Consider the following 15,641-nt stretch of genomic DNA (forward strand, 5'->3'; position numbering starts at 1 on the left):
TACCTCTCTTATAATAGTTACATACTAAATTATAGTATGAAGTGGTACAGAAAAGAAAGAAAAAATATGTTTATCAATAAAAGTTTTATAAGGGGAAACTTTTATTGATATGAACATTTTAAAAAAGCGCTATTCTCCAGAAGAGAATAGCGCTATAGTTTACATTTGAATTTGCTCTACTTCTTCTATATGTGACTTTTGGGATGCGTGGTCAATATATTGAAATAGGAGCTGCAATTGTTTATCAACTTCTGGCAGTTCTTTACTGTATTGATAAGCGTGTAAAAAATGCTCAATACGCTTAGAAAATAATTGATCGTTCGTTTGAACCATGAGAACGAGTAATTTATCCCAATTACAGCAATACGTGTAATAGAGAGCTTTATCATAATCGTTATATGTTTGCACTGTGTACCCTCCTTACCGAGAGTTATATATAGTGTGTGATAAGTAAGGAGAAATACACTTGAAAGAATTTGTTAAGAAAAAAAGTGAATGAAAAAAAACGAGGTGTTTCCTCGTTTTTTAAGCTTTTGGCATTGGCGTAGGTGTTGGTTTGCCATAGCCTTCTTTGTATTTATTATCGATATAGTTACGAATTTCAAGTGTTGATTTTCCTTTTTGTTTCATCGAAGCAGATTCAACTGCGATTTCTAGGCAATTGACGCAAGTCGTTGCATGGGAATCCCAAACAACTTCACCATTCTTTTTAATTTCACGAATAAAGCAGTTTTTATTATTTTTATGTCCTACACTTTCACCGCAACCGCAGTAACATGGAATCCAATCTAATAGCTCTGCATTTTGTCCAGCGACAGTGTAGATGTCTTTCATTTGTGGATCAAGCTTGTCTAGGAAGGTAGGAAGTGTGTCGATTCCTTTTGTTTTCTCTTGAATGTCAGCTTGCTGAGTGTGCGATGCGTGGTCGTGCTCTTCTTTTTTTGATTCAGAAGATTTTTGGTCATTTGTACCAGTACTTCCGCATCCAGCAAGAATTAAGCTTAGTACTGCAAGTAAAGAAAATACATATTTTTCCATTCGCTTGTCCCCTTTACAAATGTATTAATCAAATTGTATCAGAGATTACGGTGTATCGGTTGAAGATTTTTTCGACTGATTTTTGAAGCGCCATCGCACTGAATGAAATAGAAATAAAATAGGGATATAAGCGTATACAATATATAAACCAGCTTGAGATAGTACTGTGTTTAATGTGTTTATACTTTCACGGTTTGTGAAAAGTAGAGAAATTGAAAATATGATAAAAATAAAAAACGGTAATGTAAATGTAAACGAAATATGAAAGGAACGCTTCATCGTTTGACATGATGACCAAATAGTTAAGCAAAGGTTTGGCAAAATAATTAAAAACCAAATAAAAATAATAATGTATTCAAAGCGTTGAATAAAAGGAACCTTAATAATTTTTAACATTGTTAAAGTAGGCCAAATAGTACGGTTTAATTGTCCTTCGCTATAATACATAAAGGATACGATGGCTAAAATTACATAAATTAAAGTGCTAAAAGCAATTCCTGCATGGGCCCATCTCTTTAAAGATTTTCCTTTTTCAATAAATGGATAGAAGATAAGAATTGTTTCAAAGCCGAGAAACTCTAATGCAGATTGTTTTGCAGATATAAGCATGTCAGTAGGTGAATGTGTAAAAATAGGTAAAATATTATGGAAATGAGCGTATTTCATTGGATAGATTAAAAAGAATACAACGAAAATAGGAAGAATGACTCCCCAAAAGCATATTCCAGTCACAGAACGAAATCCACCTTTTATAATGTAGTAAGTCACTAATAAAAACATAAGGGTAAGTTTCCATAATTTAATGGTAGGAAAAATCCAAACTTGTATGACTTCCATATATGTACGAAGAACAGTAAGGCAGAATAATAAGCAATAAAGAGTGAAAATGACAGAAAATATAGAGCCAATCCATTTCCCGAAAGTTGTTGTATGAATGCTAATTAAATCTCCATCTTTTTCTAACATTTTTAACATACAAAACAGCACAATATGAGTTGCAATTCCCGCAATAATAAGAGAAATCCAGGCATCATAGCCAGCGTCTTTTAAAATTACGCGTTGATATCCTAGAATTCCTATTCCGATTTGAAGAGAATGCAACAAAATAAATGCAAAATATGGAGAGACAGTCTTTGTTTTATTCATTGTATGCATTGCTTATTTCACCTCACTATTCCCCGATTCCAGATTGAACAATGTTAATATCTAAATTTACATCAATATCTATATTTTGATACATATTTCGAATTTGTTTTATATTCCATTTTCTCGTATGACTTCTAATTTCATCACGTATTCCTAAAGGATCAATTTCCTTTTCTTGAAATTGTTTTATTAACCCTTCACAGTCTTTTTCAACATTTCGCTCAATTTGTTTTTTTATATAATTGATATTTCTTTTTTTTCTTAAATCAATCCAAGTAGGAGAGTTTTTAATTAATCCATCTAATTTTAAATTGATTTTTACTTTTGGTATGTCACCAGTTTGATCTATATCATATTTACTTTTCCCAGCTAAATCTTGTATGACAACCATGCCTTTATGTTTATTCTTTTTTATCGCTGCTTCGTAACGTCCATTTTTCGTAGGATTAAGAAGTAATTTTGTTAAAACAGAATGCCTTTTATCTGTATACATGACCACTTTATCGTCTTTTAAGAAAGCAAGTCCTTTGACAACGACGGAATGATTAGCGTCCGTTTTAATATATGGGACATAGGCATCACATACAGAAGAATAGTAATTATATAAAAAAACGTTCAATGAGGTTTGTGGAATGTTCTCATTTCGTATATTTTGCTCAAGTAAATCAACAATGGATAATGAACCATTTTGTTTTCCACGATTTAAAAGCTCTTCAGCTGATCCATCTACAATTGCTAGTTGTACATCACGCCCGATATTTGGATCACGTTGTAAGTTAGTAATAATTTCTCCCATTCCTCGTTCTCCTAGAGTTTTTCCGAATAGGACGACACGCATTTGACCTACAACAACATTGTGAGGAGATTTCGCATTTAATCGTGAAGCAATAGTTTCAAGTGAACGGGCAGATGTTGATTGGGTTTCTGGTTTAGACTTCACACCATGTGTATACTCTGGAAATAAGATAGTTCCTTGGAATCTTTTGTTTTTTGTGATGTCAAATCCAGCGACATGAATAATACGCTGCGTATCCACTATATACGTTTGTGTACAGCCAGTTTGTAGAAAAAAGAAGATCATGATAAGGTGCAATAAGAGTTTTTTCATTCACCATCACCATCACGTTTTTGCTTCGCTTTGCTTGGATTATAGCGCCATTTAGATTTTGGCCTAAGAAAAGAAGGTCTTTGTGCCGTTTGACTAAATGGTAATCTAAGAAAACCTTCTGCTGTACCTAAACCACGAAATGGATATAAAGGTAATAAATAAGGTGATCCAAGTGATTTTAATTTAATTAAATGAGCTAAAATAAATACAAATCCAACAATAAGCCCTAATCCTCCGAATGCGCCAGCTAAAAGAATAAGCGGAAAGCGTAACAAACGGATCGTAGAAGACATCTTTACAGTCGGTGTTGTGAAAGATGCAAGGGCAGATAAAGCAACTGCAATTAATAAAATTGTACTCGTTAAAGCTGCCTCAACGGATGCTTGACCAATTACAATTCCACCAACAATTCCAATCGTTTGCCCAACTTTTGTCGGTAAACGTGCTCCCGCTTCACGAAGCAATTCGATTGTAATTTCTAAGAAGAGTGCTTCTAGAATAGGCGGGAAAGGTACGTTCGCTCTCGAAAAAATAATAGGGCCTAATAAGTCGGCAGGAATCATTTGATAATGATAAGTTAAAGCCGCTGTATAAATAGCGGAGGAAAAAAGAGAAAATATAGCTCCGAAAAAACGAATAACACGAAAGAACGATCCAATCATCCACGGTAAATAATAGTCTTCTGGTGAAATGAAAAAATCTAGTAATGTTGTCGGTCCGGATAAAGCATAGGGGGAGCCATCTGTTAAAATTAAAACTTCCCCACTAATTAATGCAAATATTGCTCGATCTAATCGTTCTGTAGGTAGTAGAACAGGAAAAGGTGAATTGCTATTATCACTAATAAATTGTTCAATCATGGTCGCATCAAATGGGACATCAAAATCAATATTTTCTAGTCTTTGTATTGCGACGTTGATAAATTGTTCATTTGTAACTCCTTCAATATAAGCAACTGCTACCTTCGTTTTTGACATAGATCCAACGATAATTTCTTTGAAAATGAGTTGCTCTGTTACGATATTTCGGCGTAATAAATGTATATTTGTATCAATATTCTCAACGAAACCAACTTTAGGACCGATTACACTATATTCATTTTCTGTATCGTTATATAACCGTTTTCCTAGAACAGTACTCTCTGCACGAATTAAAGCATATTGATCGGGATTCGAATTGCTTTTTAAACGTATTAATATATATCCACCTAATAATTTTTCGCGAATATCATTAATAGAAGGAGAGGTAATGATGTCTTCAATAGAGATAATATTATATAAATCAGAGATATTTTGAATGTGTTCTGCCTTCTTTTTTATAGGAGTTAAAATAAATTGTTTAATAATAAGTGCTTCCACGACAGATTTATAATAAAACAAGCATAATGTTTCATCTTCAAGTACGTTATAAGAGACAAAATCGCTAGATTCTTTCATGGTTTGTATAAATTCTGGAATAGAACAAATTGTTTTTGTGCTAGTATTTTTTGATTTCTTAGATGATAAACCGAACATTTTCTCACCCCTAACATATATCATTTCCTTGTGTTAGTTTTTGGGAAAGACGGGAATTTATACTTGAAAATTGAAAGTTCATAAAGAAAAGGAAGAGTATTGAAAAACTCTTCCTTTTTGGCGTATTAATTTATTTTCTTTTCCTTAATAGACTTTACTAATTTAATCATTTCTGCTCGTATATCTTCTTTTTTTACGTTTAATTTTTCGGCAATTTGTTTCATATCCATTCCGTCTTTTTTCATTTTTAGCACATCATCAAGGGGAGTATTACTTTTTTGAGAGATGATTGTTAATACCGTGAGCTGACGTAATCCGATATTATATTCTTTCATTTTTTGTTTTAGCCCGTCTGGTGTAGATTTTTGCATATTTGCTAATTCTTGCAGTAGCGCCTTTTTCGTTTCTTTATTCATATGATGCTTTTTCAACTTACTTGGATCTATCCCGAAATGCTCAGCTGTTTTCTCCCAAGATTTATTTTGCTTATAGTAAGCTAAAACGTCCTTAATTTCTTTTTTACTCATTCTTGCAATGTGGGCAGCTTTCCAAATTTCATGTTTGTTATAACCGAGTTTTTCGAGCGATTGCATTTCTTCTTCTGAAATTGGTTTATGATGATGCAATGTTACTTCTTTTGGCGTAGCAGCGAAAGTGGGGAAGACGGTTGTACCGAATAATAATGCTGCCATAGTCATACTTACTGCGATTTTTTTGTACATATAAACTCCTCCTAGATAGATGATGTGGAAAACTGTACACATATCATTTCCATAAAATGTGAAATACTTGTGAACAAATCAAGTTTTTTTATTCACAGTATGAAATGAAGTTTTTGGGAGTTTTCCAACATAAAACATTGATTAATAGTAAAAAACTAAGGTATAATCGAAATTGAAAATCAATATCAATAATAAACGTATACATATAGATAAAAATAAGGGAGAGAAAAATATGACTACATATACTTCCATCGCAAATGTGATTAAAGAAAGACGTTCTGTTCGTACATTTACAGATAAAGCAGTAGACAAAGAGTTGTTAATTGAACTATTAAACGACGCAACGTGGGCACCGAATCATAAACATCGTGAACCATGGAATTGTAAATTATACATTGGAGACGGCCGTCAGAAATTAGTAGATGCAGTATTAAACTCTTTCACAGAAGAAGAAAGAGCGAAACGAGGTAAAATTTTATCTGATCGTTTCTTAAGCACGCCAGCACAAATTGTTGTATATATAAATGAAGACCCACGTCAAATTCAACGTGACGAAGATTACGCTGCAACATGTGCATTTATGCAAAACTTCCAACTTCTTGCTTGGGAACGTGGATTAGGTTGTGTTTGGAAATCAGGTGGATTAAACTACAATCCATTATTTATAGAAGGACTTGGTTTAACAAGAGGTCAACGCATCGTTGGAATTCTTCACCTTGGCTATTTCGATAAAGCGCCAGAAGGAAAAGCTCGTACACCGATTACGGAGAAGATGGAGATTATTGAAGGTTAATAGATGAGACATTCTCGTTTTTACGGGGGTGTCTTTTTATTATGCAATCAATCCTCATGAAAGCTTGTTCTCAATCATACACTTTCTTAAGGGAAAGTGTAAGGAGGGAAAATAATGAGAGCAAGTGACGATAAAGCACTGCAATATGCGATTGCGGAAATTACGGAAATTGCGACTGGATTTGGGCTTGATTTTTATCCGATGCGTTATGAAATATGTCCAGCGGAAATTATTTATACATTTGGTGCATATGGGATGCCGACGCGGTTTTCACATTGGAGTTTTGGGAAACAGTTTTTCAGAATGAAATTACAATACGATTTAGGTCTTAGTAAAATATACGAACTCGTTATTAACTCTGATCCATGTTATGCCTTTTTATTAGATACGAACTCGTTAATTCAAAATAAATTAATCGTAGCGCACGTGTTAGCGCACTGTGATTTCTTTAAAAATAATATTCGTTTTTCAAATACGAAGCGAGATATGGTAGAAAGTATGTCAGCGACAGCTGAACGGGTGAAAGCGTATGAGCATAAGTACGGAAAAGAAGAGGTAGAAACATTTTTAGATGCCGTACTTGCCATTCAAGAGCATATTGATCCGTCGCTCATGCGTCCAAAACTTGCATGGAGTATTGATGATTTAGAAGAGGAAGAAGTAGAAAAGAAAAAGGTATCGCAATACGATGACTTATGGAATTTAGATAATCGAAATAAAAAGCGGGAACGCTCCAATGTGCGTAAAAAGAAGAAAATCCCACCACAACCGGAGAAAGACTTACTCCTCTTTATTGAAGAATATAGCCGTGAGCTAGAAGATTGGCAGCGAGATATATTAACGATGATGCGTGAAGAAATGTTATATTTCTGGCCACAGCTTGAAACGAAGATCATGAACGAAGGCTGGGCATCATACTGGCATCAACGCATACTTCGCGAAATGGACTTAACATCTGATGAAGCAATTGAATTTGCGAAATTAAATGCGGGCGTCGTTCAGCCATCCAAAACAAGCATTAATCCATACTACCTCGGTATTAAAATGTTTGAAGATATTGAGGAGCGCTACAACAACCCGACAGAAGAAATGAAAAGACGAGGTGTCAAACCAGGATCTGGTCGTGACAAAATCTTTGAAGTACGCGAAATCGAATGGGACGTATCGTTTTTAAGAAACTACTTAAATAAAGATCTCGTAATGAGAGAAGATATGTACTTATTCCAGCGTCAAGGAAAAGAATATAAAGTAATAGATAAAGAGTGGGAGCATGTACGTGATCAGCTCGTAAATATGCGGACAAATGGTGGTTTCCCGTACTTAGTAGTAGAAGACGGGGACTACTTAAAGAATGGAGAATTGTACATTAAACATAGTTACGAAGGAATTGAGCTCGATTTAAAATACTTAGAAAAGGTATTGCCATATCTTCATCAGCTATGGGGAAGAACGGTGCATATGGAGTCGATCGTAGAGAGTAAGGGTGTTGTGTTTTCTTATGATGGGAAGATGGTGCATCGGAAGTATGTGTGAGGGGAAGAACGGACATAGGATGCTATGTTCGTTCTTTTTTTATTTGGAACAAAGTCAAATATGCTATTCTTGAAAAAAGGGAGTTACATAGAGAAATGGAGCGATTCAAATGAGCAAAATAGGGGTATGCAAGGTGGATATTACGCCGCCTGTTGGCATTGATTTTGTTGGATACCATAGAGAGACAGGAATAAATAATGTTGAAGAACGTATTTATGGGACGGTTTTTGTATTTGAAAAAGATGAAATGAAAACTGTGTTTATAAGTATTGATAATATTGGAATGTTAGTAGAAGATACGAATATGATTCGTGAGCGAGTAGCAAGTAGGCTTCATGTTCCATTTGAGCGAATAACAGTTGTTTATACACATACACATTCTGGTCCGGAAACTGTTGGTGAACAACCTTTAGTAAGGTCGTATAAAACGATTTTAGTAAATAATGTGGTGCAAGGTGCTGTTACTGCGAATAACAACTTGAAGCGATGTGAAGTTGGCTGGGGTGTTACGACAGGTGATATTGGGGTCAACCGAAGAGAGAGAACATCTGATGGAAGAGCGAAGATGGGAACAAATATAGAGGGCGTTGTAGATAAAAGAATTGGGATGTTAGCAATAAGAAATGCTGAAACGAAGGAGCTATCTGGTATTGTAGTATTTTGTACTGCGCATCCGAATGTTTTAAAAGGTGATAGCGATGTATTATCAGCGGATTATCCTGGAATGATGAGGGAGGTTCTTGAGAGGATCGTAAACTGTCCTGTTATGATTGTGCAAGGAGCTGCTGGTAATGTAAATGCGAAATATCGCGGTTCAAGGGAAGCATTAAAGAAAATGGCTTACACACTTAGTGGACATGTATTAACGATGTTGCCAACAGTTACATACAGCCCAATTGTAAATTTAAGAACAGTTTCGAGTACGGTGCAAATGAAACTGCAGGATATCCCTGAAATTGATGAGATACGAAGCATGGCTTGGTTAGCTGAGAAGCAGTGGGGCGTGAATACGGATGAATGGCTTACTATCGTTTTAGAGAAATATAAGCAAGGTATTCGGCATTTAACTATTGACTTAGAAGTGCAACTGTTTCAAGTGAATGATGGTATGTTCTCAGGTATACCAATGGAACCTTTTTCGGAAACGGCATTAGAAGTGAAAGAGAATCTTCAAAATGAATTGGCTTTCTTTGGTGGATATATGAACGGATATATTGGTTACTTGCCGACAAAGGAAGAAATTTCATATGGTGGTTATGAAGTGGAATTAAGTCCTGTTGTGTATGGGCCGGTTACAAATTTATTGATGCCACCGGAGGAAAATACAGCAGATGTAATCGTACAGAAAGCTATAGAACTATACGTAAGGGAACTTGGAGATATCTAAGTTCTTTTTTATTTGTTTCAAATTTGTGAAAGAAAAACATATATATTGAAAATGCTCTTTGTATATCTTATTATATACCCATACAGGTATATGTTTGTGTGGGGTTTGAGAAAATTAAATACTATGGAGGTTTAAAATATGTCCAGAAAAATAGTTGTAGTAGGCGGAGTTGCCGGCGGCGCATCAGTAGCTGCAAGGCTTCGTCGATTAAGTGAAGAAGATGAAATTATTATGGTGGAGCGCGGTGAATATATTTCCTTTGCAAACTGTGGATTGCCATATTATATTGGCGGTGTCATTACAGAAAGACAAAAATTATTAGTACAAACTGTTGAAAGAATGTCGAAGCGTTTTAATTTAGATATACGTGTATTGAGTGAAGTAGTAAAGATTAATAAAGAAGAGAAAACAATTACGATAAAGAATGTAACGACAAATGAAACATATAGCGAGGAATATGATATTTTAATTCTTTCACCAGGGGCGAAACCAATTGTTCCACCTATTCCGGGCATTGAAGAAGCGAAGGCGTTGTTTACATTACGGAATGTACCTGATACAGATCGTATTAAAGCGTACATTGATGAGAGGAAACCACGTCACGCGACGGTGATTGGTGGCGGATTTATTGGAGTGGAAATGGTTGAAAACTTAAGAGAACGAGGAATTGATGTTACTCTTGTAGAGATGGCAAATCAAGTGATGCCACCAATCGATTATGAAATGGCGGCATATGTGCATGAGCATATGAAAAATCACGATGTTGAGTTTGTTTTTGAAGATGGTGTAGATGCATTAGAAGAGAGCGGGAATGTTGTACGTTTAAAAAGTGGCTCAGTTATAGAGACAGATATGATTATTTTAGCAATTGGTGTACAACCAGAGAGTAGTTTAGCAAAGGATGCAGGGTTAGCACTAGGAGTTAGAGGAACGATAAAAGTAAATGAGAAATTTCAAACGTCTGACCCACATATATATGCAATTGGTGATGCGATTGAAGTGAAAGATTTTGTTACTGAAACAGAAACGATGATTCCTTTAGCGTGGCCAGCTAATCGTCAAGGTCGTATGTTAGCAGATATTATTCATGGTCATACGGATTCTTTATATAAAGGTACGCTCGGAACTTCTGTAGCTAAAGTTTTTGCTCTAACAGTTGCTTCGACTGGAGTAAATGAGAAAATATTAAAACGATTAAATATACCCTATGAGGTAGTACATGTACAGGCAAATTCTCATGCGGGATACTACCCGAATGCTACGCCAGTGCTAATAAAATTAATTTTTAATAAAGATAGTGGAAAAATTTATGGAGCACAGGCGTTAGGACGTGACGGTGTAGATAAGCGTATGGATATTATCGCAACGGCAATAAAAGCAAATTTAACTGTACTTGATTTGCCAGATTTAGAATTATCATATGCCCCGCCATATTCTTCTGCAAAAGACCCAGTAAACATGGTAGGGTATGCGGCAAGTAATATAGTAGATGGTTTTGTGGACACAGTACAATGGCATGAAATAGATCGTATTGTTGAAAATGGTGGATATCTTATTGATGTTCGAGAGCCTAATGAACTCAAACAAGGAATGATTAAAGGCTCTATTAATATTCCGTTAGATGAATTACGTGATCGTTTGGATGAAGTGCCAGTGGATAAAGATATATATATTACGTGTCAACTCGGTATGAGAGGATATGTTGCAGCGCGCATGTTAATGGAAAAAGGATATAAGGTAAAGAATGTAGATGGTGGTTTTAAATTGTATGGAACAGTATTACCAGAACGTATTGTATATTGATATTTTTTCATCTTCCACTTCAAAATTTGGTGGGAGATGAAAGCCTATAGATTAAGGTTTCGCTTTTTGTTTTGCAAATATATGAGGTGAAAATTAAAAATAGGGGTTTACAAAATACCCTATAGGGTATAATATATTGTCATAGGTTATAAATAGTGACATAATGGTAATGAGGTGATTATACAATGGAATATAATCAAGACATGAAAAATAGATTAAAGCGTATTGAAGGGCAAGTTCGTGGTGTGCTTCGTATGATGGAAGAAGGAAAAGATTGCCGAGAGGTTATTACACAGTTAACGGCGTCTCGTTCTGCACTTGATCGTACAATTGGACTTGTTGTTGGAACAAATTTAGAGCAATGTTTACGTGAACAGTTTGAAAGTGGTAATGGTTCAAATGAAGAATTAATTAAAGAAGCTGTTCAATTACTTGTAAAAAGCCGATAATCTGTCAAACGTAAGTGTTGACAGATTTTCAAAAACATTTTATTATACCCCTACAGGTATATGTATATAAGTTGTGGAGGAATCGACTATGAGTATAAAAGTGAATATGAGTTTAGATTGCAAAGGTTTGGCTTGTCCGATGCCGATTGTGAAAACGAAGAAGGCGATAGAAGGATTAGCATCAGGACAAGTGATTGAAATTAAGGCAACAGATAAAGGATCTACAGTAGATATACAAAGCTGGGCAAATAAAGTAGGGCATCAATATATCGGGACGAAACAAGAGGGCGATGTTTTGATGCATTACATTAGGAAAGCACATGAGCATGAAGTGAACGAAGTAGCAAAGTATCCTCATACGATTACGAATACGGAGTTGGAAGAGATATTATTAAGCGATGAAGAGTGTATTGTATTAGATGTTCGAGAAGCAGCGGAATTCGCTTTTGGTCATATTCCATCGGCCATTTCGGTGCCGTTAGGAGAGTTAGACAGTGCAGTTTTAGATCAGACGAAGCAAATTTATGTTGTTTGCCGAACTGGTAACCGTAGTGATGTAGCTTGCCATATGTTGAAAGAGAAAGGTTATGCAAATGTGAAAAATGTCATTCCAGGTATGTTAGAGTGGCAAGGGAATATAAAGAATTAAATTTTTTTTAAATGTAAATATACCATAGGGGGTAAAAAGATGAGTGTTAAATCATTACAAGCAAAAGATGTTGCAGAGAAAGTTTTATTCGGAGAGTTGTTTATTTTAGATGTTCGTAATGAGACGGATTATGAAGATTGGAAAATTGAAGGGAAACAAATCTCATCTATAAATAAACCGTATTTTGATTTGTTAGATGGTGTAGATCATATTGTAAGTGAATTACCTAAAGATAAAGATGTTTTAGTAGTATGCGCAAAAGAAGGGTCTTCTATATTTGTGGCAGAGCAATTAACAGAGGCTGGATTAGAAAATATTTATTATTTAGCTGGTGGTATGAAGGCATGGAGTGAATATGTAAAGCCTGTAAAAGTTGGAGATTTAAAAAATGGCGGAAGTATGTATCAGTTTAACCGTCTTGGAAAAGGCTGTTTATCTTATATGGTCGTTTCAAACGGTGAAGCAGCAGTTATTGATGCAGTAAGAACAGTTGAAGCGTATGAACAATTTGCGAAAGAGCATGCTGTTACGATTACGAATGTAATGGATACACATTTACATGCAGACCATATTTCTGGAGGACATAAGTTAGCGGAAAAAGTAGGTGGTACGTATTGGTTACCGCCAAAAGATGCGGAGGAAGTTGTTTTCTCATACGAACCGCTTGTTGAAGGATCTGTTATTACGGTGGGGGGTACTAAAATTGAAATTGATGCATTATACTCACCGGGGCATACGATTGGAAGTACATCATTTATTGTAGATGATTCCTATTTATTATCAGGCGATATTTTATTTGTAGATTCCATCGGGCGTCCAGATCTTGCTGGGAAGGCTGAAGATTGGGTAAGTGATTTACGTAATACTTTATATAGCCGATATAAAGAGCTATCTCAAAATTTAGTTGTGTTACCAGCTCATTATTCAAAAGTAAGTGAAATGAACGAAAGTGGTATTGTTAGCGCAAAATTAAAAGATTTGTTTGCGAATAATGCAGGGTTAAATATTGAGGATGAGGTAGAGTTCCGTAAAACTGTAACAGAAAACTTACCACCTCAGCCAAATGCATATGAAGAAATCCGTCAAACCAATATGGGTAAAATTCACCCAAGTGTGGATAAAGAGCGTGAAATGGAGATTGGTCCAAATCGTTGTGCAGTGCACGAATAATGAAATAAATAAAAAATGGAGGAATAGATGATGAATGTAAAACAAGTATTAGATGCGACAGGTTTAGCGTGTCCAATGCCGATTGTAAGAACGAAGAAAGCGATGGATACTTTACAAACGGGAGAAGTGTTAGAAGTACATGTAACGGATAAAGGGTCTATTAAGGATATTCCAGCATGGGCAAATAAAAGTGGTCATGACATTGTAAAGCATGTAGAAGAAGATGATGTGCTGAAGTTTTGGATTAAGAAGGCGTAGTAGTTTTATAAATATAGAGAGGTTGGTTATATGAATACAATACTAAGTACGCTTTTCATTGTATTTGCTGTAGTAGTTGTTATGTCGCGTTTTTTACCAGTTAAAGGTGTTCAAAATATAAGTGGAAAACAATTAAAGAATATAGCGGGAAAAAAGGGGAAACAACTTATCGATGTTCGTACAGTAAGTGAATATAGAGGAAATCATATGAAAGGATTTCAAAATATCCCTTTAAATGAGTTAGCTAGTAGAGCAAGTCAGTTAGATAAAAATAAGGAAGTAATCGTTATTTGTCAGAGCGGGATGAGAAGTAAGCAAGCAGCAAAAGTATTAAAAAAATTAGGATTTCAGCACGTTATCAATGTTTCAGGCGGAATGAATGGTTTGTGAGGAGGAAATGTAAAATGAAAGAAATGACAGCAAAAGAATTAGAAGAAAAATTGTTGCGTAAAGAAGCAGTAAATATCGTAGACGTACGTGAAGTAGAAGAAGTAGCTGAAGGGAAAATTCCAGAAGCGTGTAACATTCCACTAGGGCTGTTAGAATTTCGTATGCATGAGTTGGATAAAAAGAAAGAATATATTATCGTTTGTCGCTCTGGCGGCAGAAGTGCAAGAGCAGTTCAGTTTTTAGAAAGTTACGGTTTTCGAGTGATTAATATGGTAGGTGGTATGTTAGCGTGGGAAGGTAAAGTAGAATAGGGCGAAATGCTTTTTTTATAAAAATTAGAATACCCCTATAGGTAATCGGAGGGAGAACAACATGGAACAACAAAAGAAAACAACAATCGTTTTATTTAGCGGAGATTATGATAAAGCGATGGCTGCTTATATTATTGCAAATGGTGCAGCTGCTTATGATCAAGAGGTAACTATTTTTCATACTTTCTGGGGATTAAATGCTTTAAGGAAAGATGAACATGTAAAGGTAAAGAAAACTTTCATAGAAAAAGTATTTGGAAAGATGATGCCACGTGGTGCTGACAAGATGGGATTATCGAAAATGAATTTTGTCGGTATGGGCCCAAAGATGATCAAAGGTATTATGAAAAAACATAATGCGATGCCGTTACCAGATTTAATTGATTTGGCGAAAGAACAGGGGATTAAACTTGTAGCTTGTCAAATGACAGTAGATTTATTAGGGTTAAAAGAGGAAGAGATTATGGAAGGGGTAGAGTTTGCAGGAGTAGGAGCTTATTTAGCAGATGCTTCGGATGGGAATGTGAACTTATTCATTTAATTCATCTTCTTTCTAGAAGGGAGGGGATGTAAGATGAGCTTAGTCGTATTACTTTTTATAATTGGGTTTATAGGATCGTTTATATCAGGAATGGTTGGAATTGGCGGTGCGATTATTAATTATCCGATGATCTTATACATTCCGGTATTGCTAGGATTTACTGGCTATACTGCACATGAAGTGAGTGGTATTACAGCGGTGCAAGTATTCTTTGCAACTTTTGCAGGGGCATGGGCTTATCGGAAAAGTAATGATATGGATAAAACGCTCGTTGTGTATATGGGAGCTAGTATATTAATAGGAAGTTTTATAGGTAGTTTTGGTGCTAATGCATTAGAGGAACATACGGTCAATGTTGTTTATGCAGCGTTAGCAACAATTGCTGCTATTATGATGTTCGTACCGAACCGAAATAATGGTGATGAACTGAAATATAATAAATGGTTAGCAAGCTTGTTAGCGTTTAGTGTAGGCGGAGCATCAGGTATTATAGGTGCTGGAGGTTCGTTCCTTTTAGTTCCGATTATGCTAGTCATTTTAAAACTGCCAATACGTACAACGATAGCAACCTCTATCGCTATTACGTTCATTTCCTCAGTAGGGATTACGACTGGAAAAGTGATAACTGGGCAAGTAGTTGTAATGCCAGCTCTTATTATTGCGATTGCAAGCATCTTTGCTGCGCCGCTTGGAGCGCGAGTTGGGAAAAAGATCAATCAAAAAGCACTGCAATATATGTTATCGATTTTGATTGTAGGAACTGCTGTTAAGATGTGGATTGATATGATATCGAAATAAAAGGATGGCGCTGCTTGCAGCCCATCCTTTT

18 protein-coding genes are annotated in these 15,641 nt (G+C 35.5%); 12 read left to right on the forward strand and 6 right to left on the reverse strand.

Annotated features, from left to right (window positions below; all coding sequences use genetic code 11):
• Positions 1 to 159 precede the first annotated feature (159 nt).
• From ACTFRN_RS10740 to ACTFRN_RS10765, 6 genes are all read right to left on the reverse strand, one after another.
• A complete protein-coding gene (locus ACTFRN_RS10740; protein ID WP_001195458.1) occupies positions 160 to 408 on the reverse strand; it encodes a YhdB family protein in 249 nt (82 codons plus the stop codon).
• 117 nt (positions 409 to 525) lie between these two features.
• On the reverse strand, positions 526 to 1,038 hold the full coding sequence (locus ACTFRN_RS10745) for a PCYCGC domain-containing protein (protein WP_088106524.1): 513 nt from the start codon (positions 1,036 to 1,038) through the stop codon (positions 526 to 528).
• A gap of 45 nt (positions 1,039 to 1,083) precedes the next feature.
• A complete protein-coding gene (locus ACTFRN_RS10750) occupies positions 1,084 to 2,193 on the reverse strand; it encodes a GerAB/ArcD/ProY family transporter (protein ID WP_088106523.1) in 1,110 nt (369 codons plus the stop codon).
• A gap of 16 nt (positions 2,194 to 2,209) precedes the next feature.
• A complete protein-coding gene (locus tag ACTFRN_RS10755) occupies positions 2,210 to 3,292 on the reverse strand; it encodes a Ger(x)C family spore germination protein (RefSeq protein ID WP_000734945.1) in 1,083 nt (360 codons plus the stop codon).
• Positions 3,289 to 4,806, reverse strand: a complete 1,518-nt coding sequence (locus ACTFRN_RS10760; RefSeq protein WP_000467503.1) for a spore germination protein — start codon at positions 4,804 to 4,806, stop codon at positions 3,289 to 3,291. The genes ACTFRN_RS10755 and ACTFRN_RS10760 overlap by 4 nt, the downstream gene beginning before the upstream one ends.
• Positions 4,807 to 4,931: 125 nt before the next feature.
• Positions 4,932 to 5,528 (reverse strand): hypothetical protein, encoded by a 597-nt coding sequence (locus tag ACTFRN_RS10765; RefSeq protein WP_000276994.1) that lies wholly within the window; start codon positions 5,526 to 5,528, stop codon positions 4,932 to 4,934.
• Between the two features lie 232 nt (positions 5,529 to 5,760).
• Here ACTFRN_RS10765 and ACTFRN_RS10770 point away from each other — a divergent pair, with 232 nt between their 5' ends.
• The 12 genes from ACTFRN_RS10770 (at position 5,761) to ACTFRN_RS10825 (ending at position 15,610) form a co-directional block, all read left to right on the forward strand.
• Positions 5,761 to 6,321 carry a nitroreductase family protein gene (locus ACTFRN_RS10770; RefSeq protein WP_000214805.1) on the forward strand — a complete coding sequence of 187 codons (561 nt, stop codon included), beginning with the start codon at positions 5,761 to 5,763 and terminating at the stop codon, positions 6,319 to 6,321.
• Positions 6,322 to 6,435: 114 nt separating this feature from the next.
• Positions 6,436 to 7,854, forward strand: a complete 1,419-nt coding sequence (gene spoVR, locus ACTFRN_RS10775) for a stage V sporulation protein SpoVR (protein ID WP_001202715.1) — start codon at positions 6,436 to 6,438, stop codon at positions 7,852 to 7,854.
• A 109-nt stretch (positions 7,855 to 7,963) separates the two neighbouring features.
• A complete protein-coding gene (locus tag ACTFRN_RS10780; protein ID WP_088106522.1) occupies positions 7,964 to 9,241 on the forward strand; it encodes a neutral/alkaline non-lysosomal ceramidase N-terminal domain-containing protein in 1,278 nt (425 codons plus the stop codon).
• A gap of 138 nt (positions 9,242 to 9,379) precedes the next feature.
• A complete protein-coding gene (gene cdr / locus ACTFRN_RS10785; protein WP_088106521.1) occupies positions 9,380 to 11,044 on the forward strand; it encodes a CoA-disulfide reductase in 1,665 nt (554 codons plus the stop codon).
• A 185-nt stretch (positions 11,045 to 11,229) separates the two neighbouring features.
• Positions 11,230 to 11,493: a metal-sensitive transcriptional regulator gene (locus ACTFRN_RS10790; protein ID WP_000456206.1), complete on the forward strand. Its 264-nt coding sequence runs from the start codon at positions 11,230 to 11,232 to the stop codon at positions 11,491 to 11,493.
• Between the two features lie 88 nt (positions 11,494 to 11,581).
• The gene (locus ACTFRN_RS10795) at positions 11,582 to 12,142 is read left to right on the forward strand and encodes a sulfurtransferase TusA family protein (RefSeq protein WP_014893295.1); all 561 of its coding nucleotides are present in this window, start codon (positions 11,582 to 11,584) and stop codon (positions 12,140 to 12,142) included.
• A gap of 39 nt (positions 12,143 to 12,181) precedes the next feature.
• A complete protein-coding gene (locus ACTFRN_RS10800; RefSeq protein WP_088106520.1) occupies positions 12,182 to 13,312 on the forward strand; it encodes an MBL fold metallo-hydrolase in 1,131 nt (376 codons plus the stop codon).
• A 27-nt stretch (positions 13,313 to 13,339) separates the two neighbouring features.
• A complete protein-coding gene (locus ACTFRN_RS10805) occupies positions 13,340 to 13,570 on the forward strand; it encodes a sulfurtransferase TusA family protein (protein ID WP_016716526.1) in 231 nt (76 codons plus the stop codon).
• Between the two features lie 30 nt (positions 13,571 to 13,600).
• The gene (locus ACTFRN_RS10810) at positions 13,601 to 13,960 is read left to right on the forward strand and encodes a rhodanese-like domain-containing protein (protein WP_016716527.1); all 360 of its coding nucleotides are present in this window, start codon (positions 13,601 to 13,603) and stop codon (positions 13,958 to 13,960) included.
• A gap of 14 nt (positions 13,961 to 13,974) precedes the next feature.
• Positions 13,975 to 14,271, forward strand: a complete 297-nt coding sequence (locus ACTFRN_RS10815; protein ID WP_014893292.1) for a rhodanese-like domain-containing protein — start codon at positions 13,975 to 13,977, stop codon at positions 14,269 to 14,271.
• Between the two features lie 61 nt (positions 14,272 to 14,332).
• Entirely contained in the window at positions 14,333 to 14,812 is a 480-nt protein-coding gene (locus ACTFRN_RS10820; RefSeq protein ID WP_000437736.1) for a DsrE/DsrF/DrsH-like family protein, read from the forward strand.
• A gap of 33 nt (positions 14,813 to 14,845) precedes the next feature.
• Positions 14,846 to 15,610: a sulfite exporter TauE/SafE family protein gene (locus ACTFRN_RS10825; RefSeq protein ID WP_000060728.1), complete on the forward strand. Its 765-nt coding sequence runs from the start codon at positions 14,846 to 14,848 to the stop codon at positions 15,608 to 15,610.
• Positions 15,611 to 15,641 lie beyond the last annotated feature (31 nt).

Source organism: Bacillus cereus group sp. MYBK245-2 (genome assembly GCF_051916145.1).
In the GTDB taxonomy this organism is placed as follows: Bacteria; Bacillota; Bacilli; order Bacillales; family Bacillaceae_G; genus Bacillus_A; species Bacillus_A pacificus.

Excerpts from the sequence above, each read along its gene's own strand:
- ACTFRN_RS10745 (WP_088106524.1), bottom strand. The coding sequence starts at position 1,038 with ATGGAAAAATATGTATTTTCTTTACTTGCAGTACTAAGCTTAATTCTT.
- ACTFRN_RS10750 (WP_088106523.1), bottom strand. The coding sequence starts at position 2,193 with ATGCATACAATGAATAAAACAAAGACTGTCTCTCCATATTTTGCATTT.
- ACTFRN_RS10755 (WP_000734945.1), bottom strand. The coding sequence starts at position 3,292 with ATGAAAAAACTCTTATTGCACCTTATCATGATCTTCTTTTTTCTACAA.
- ACTFRN_RS10760 (WP_000467503.1), bottom strand. The coding sequence starts at position 4,806 with ATGTTCGGTTTATCATCTAAGAAATCAAAAAATACTAGCACAAAAACA.
- ACTFRN_RS10765 (WP_000276994.1), bottom strand. The coding sequence starts at position 5,528 with ATGTACAAAAAAATCGCAGTAAGTATGACTATGGCAGCATTATTATTC.
- ACTFRN_RS10770 (WP_000214805.1), top strand. The coding sequence starts at position 5,761 with ATGACTACATATACTTCCATCGCAAATGTGATTAAAGAAAGACGTTCT.
- spoVR (WP_001202715.1), top strand. The coding sequence starts at position 6,436 with ATGAGAGCAAGTGACGATAAAGCACTGCAATATGCGATTGCGGAAATT.
- ACTFRN_RS10780 (WP_088106522.1), top strand. The coding sequence starts at position 7,964 with ATGAGCAAAATAGGGGTATGCAAGGTGGATATTACGCCGCCTGTTGGC.
- cdr (WP_088106521.1), top strand. The coding sequence starts at position 9,380 with ATGTCCAGAAAAATAGTTGTAGTAGGCGGAGTTGCCGGCGGCGCATCA.
- ACTFRN_RS10790 (WP_000456206.1), top strand. The coding sequence starts at position 11,230 with ATGGAATATAATCAAGACATGAAAAATAGATTAAAGCGTATTGAAGGG.
- ACTFRN_RS10795 (WP_014893295.1), top strand. The coding sequence starts at position 11,582 with ATGAGTATAAAAGTGAATATGAGTTTAGATTGCAAAGGTTTGGCTTGT.
- ACTFRN_RS10800 (WP_088106520.1), top strand. The coding sequence starts at position 12,182 with ATGAGTGTTAAATCATTACAAGCAAAAGATGTTGCAGAGAAAGTTTTA.
- ACTFRN_RS10805 (WP_016716526.1), top strand. The coding sequence starts at position 13,340 with ATGATGAATGTAAAACAAGTATTAGATGCGACAGGTTTAGCGTGTCCA.
- ACTFRN_RS10810 (WP_016716527.1), top strand. The coding sequence starts at position 13,601 with ATGAATACAATACTAAGTACGCTTTTCATTGTATTTGCTGTAGTAGTT.
- ACTFRN_RS10815 (WP_014893292.1), top strand. The coding sequence starts at position 13,975 with ATGAAAGAAATGACAGCAAAAGAATTAGAAGAAAAATTGTTGCGTAAA.
- ACTFRN_RS10820 (WP_000437736.1), top strand. The coding sequence starts at position 14,333 with ATGGAACAACAAAAGAAAACAACAATCGTTTTATTTAGCGGAGATTAT.
- ACTFRN_RS10825 (WP_000060728.1), top strand. The coding sequence starts at position 14,846 with ATGAGCTTAGTCGTATTACTTTTTATAATTGGGTTTATAGGATCGTTT.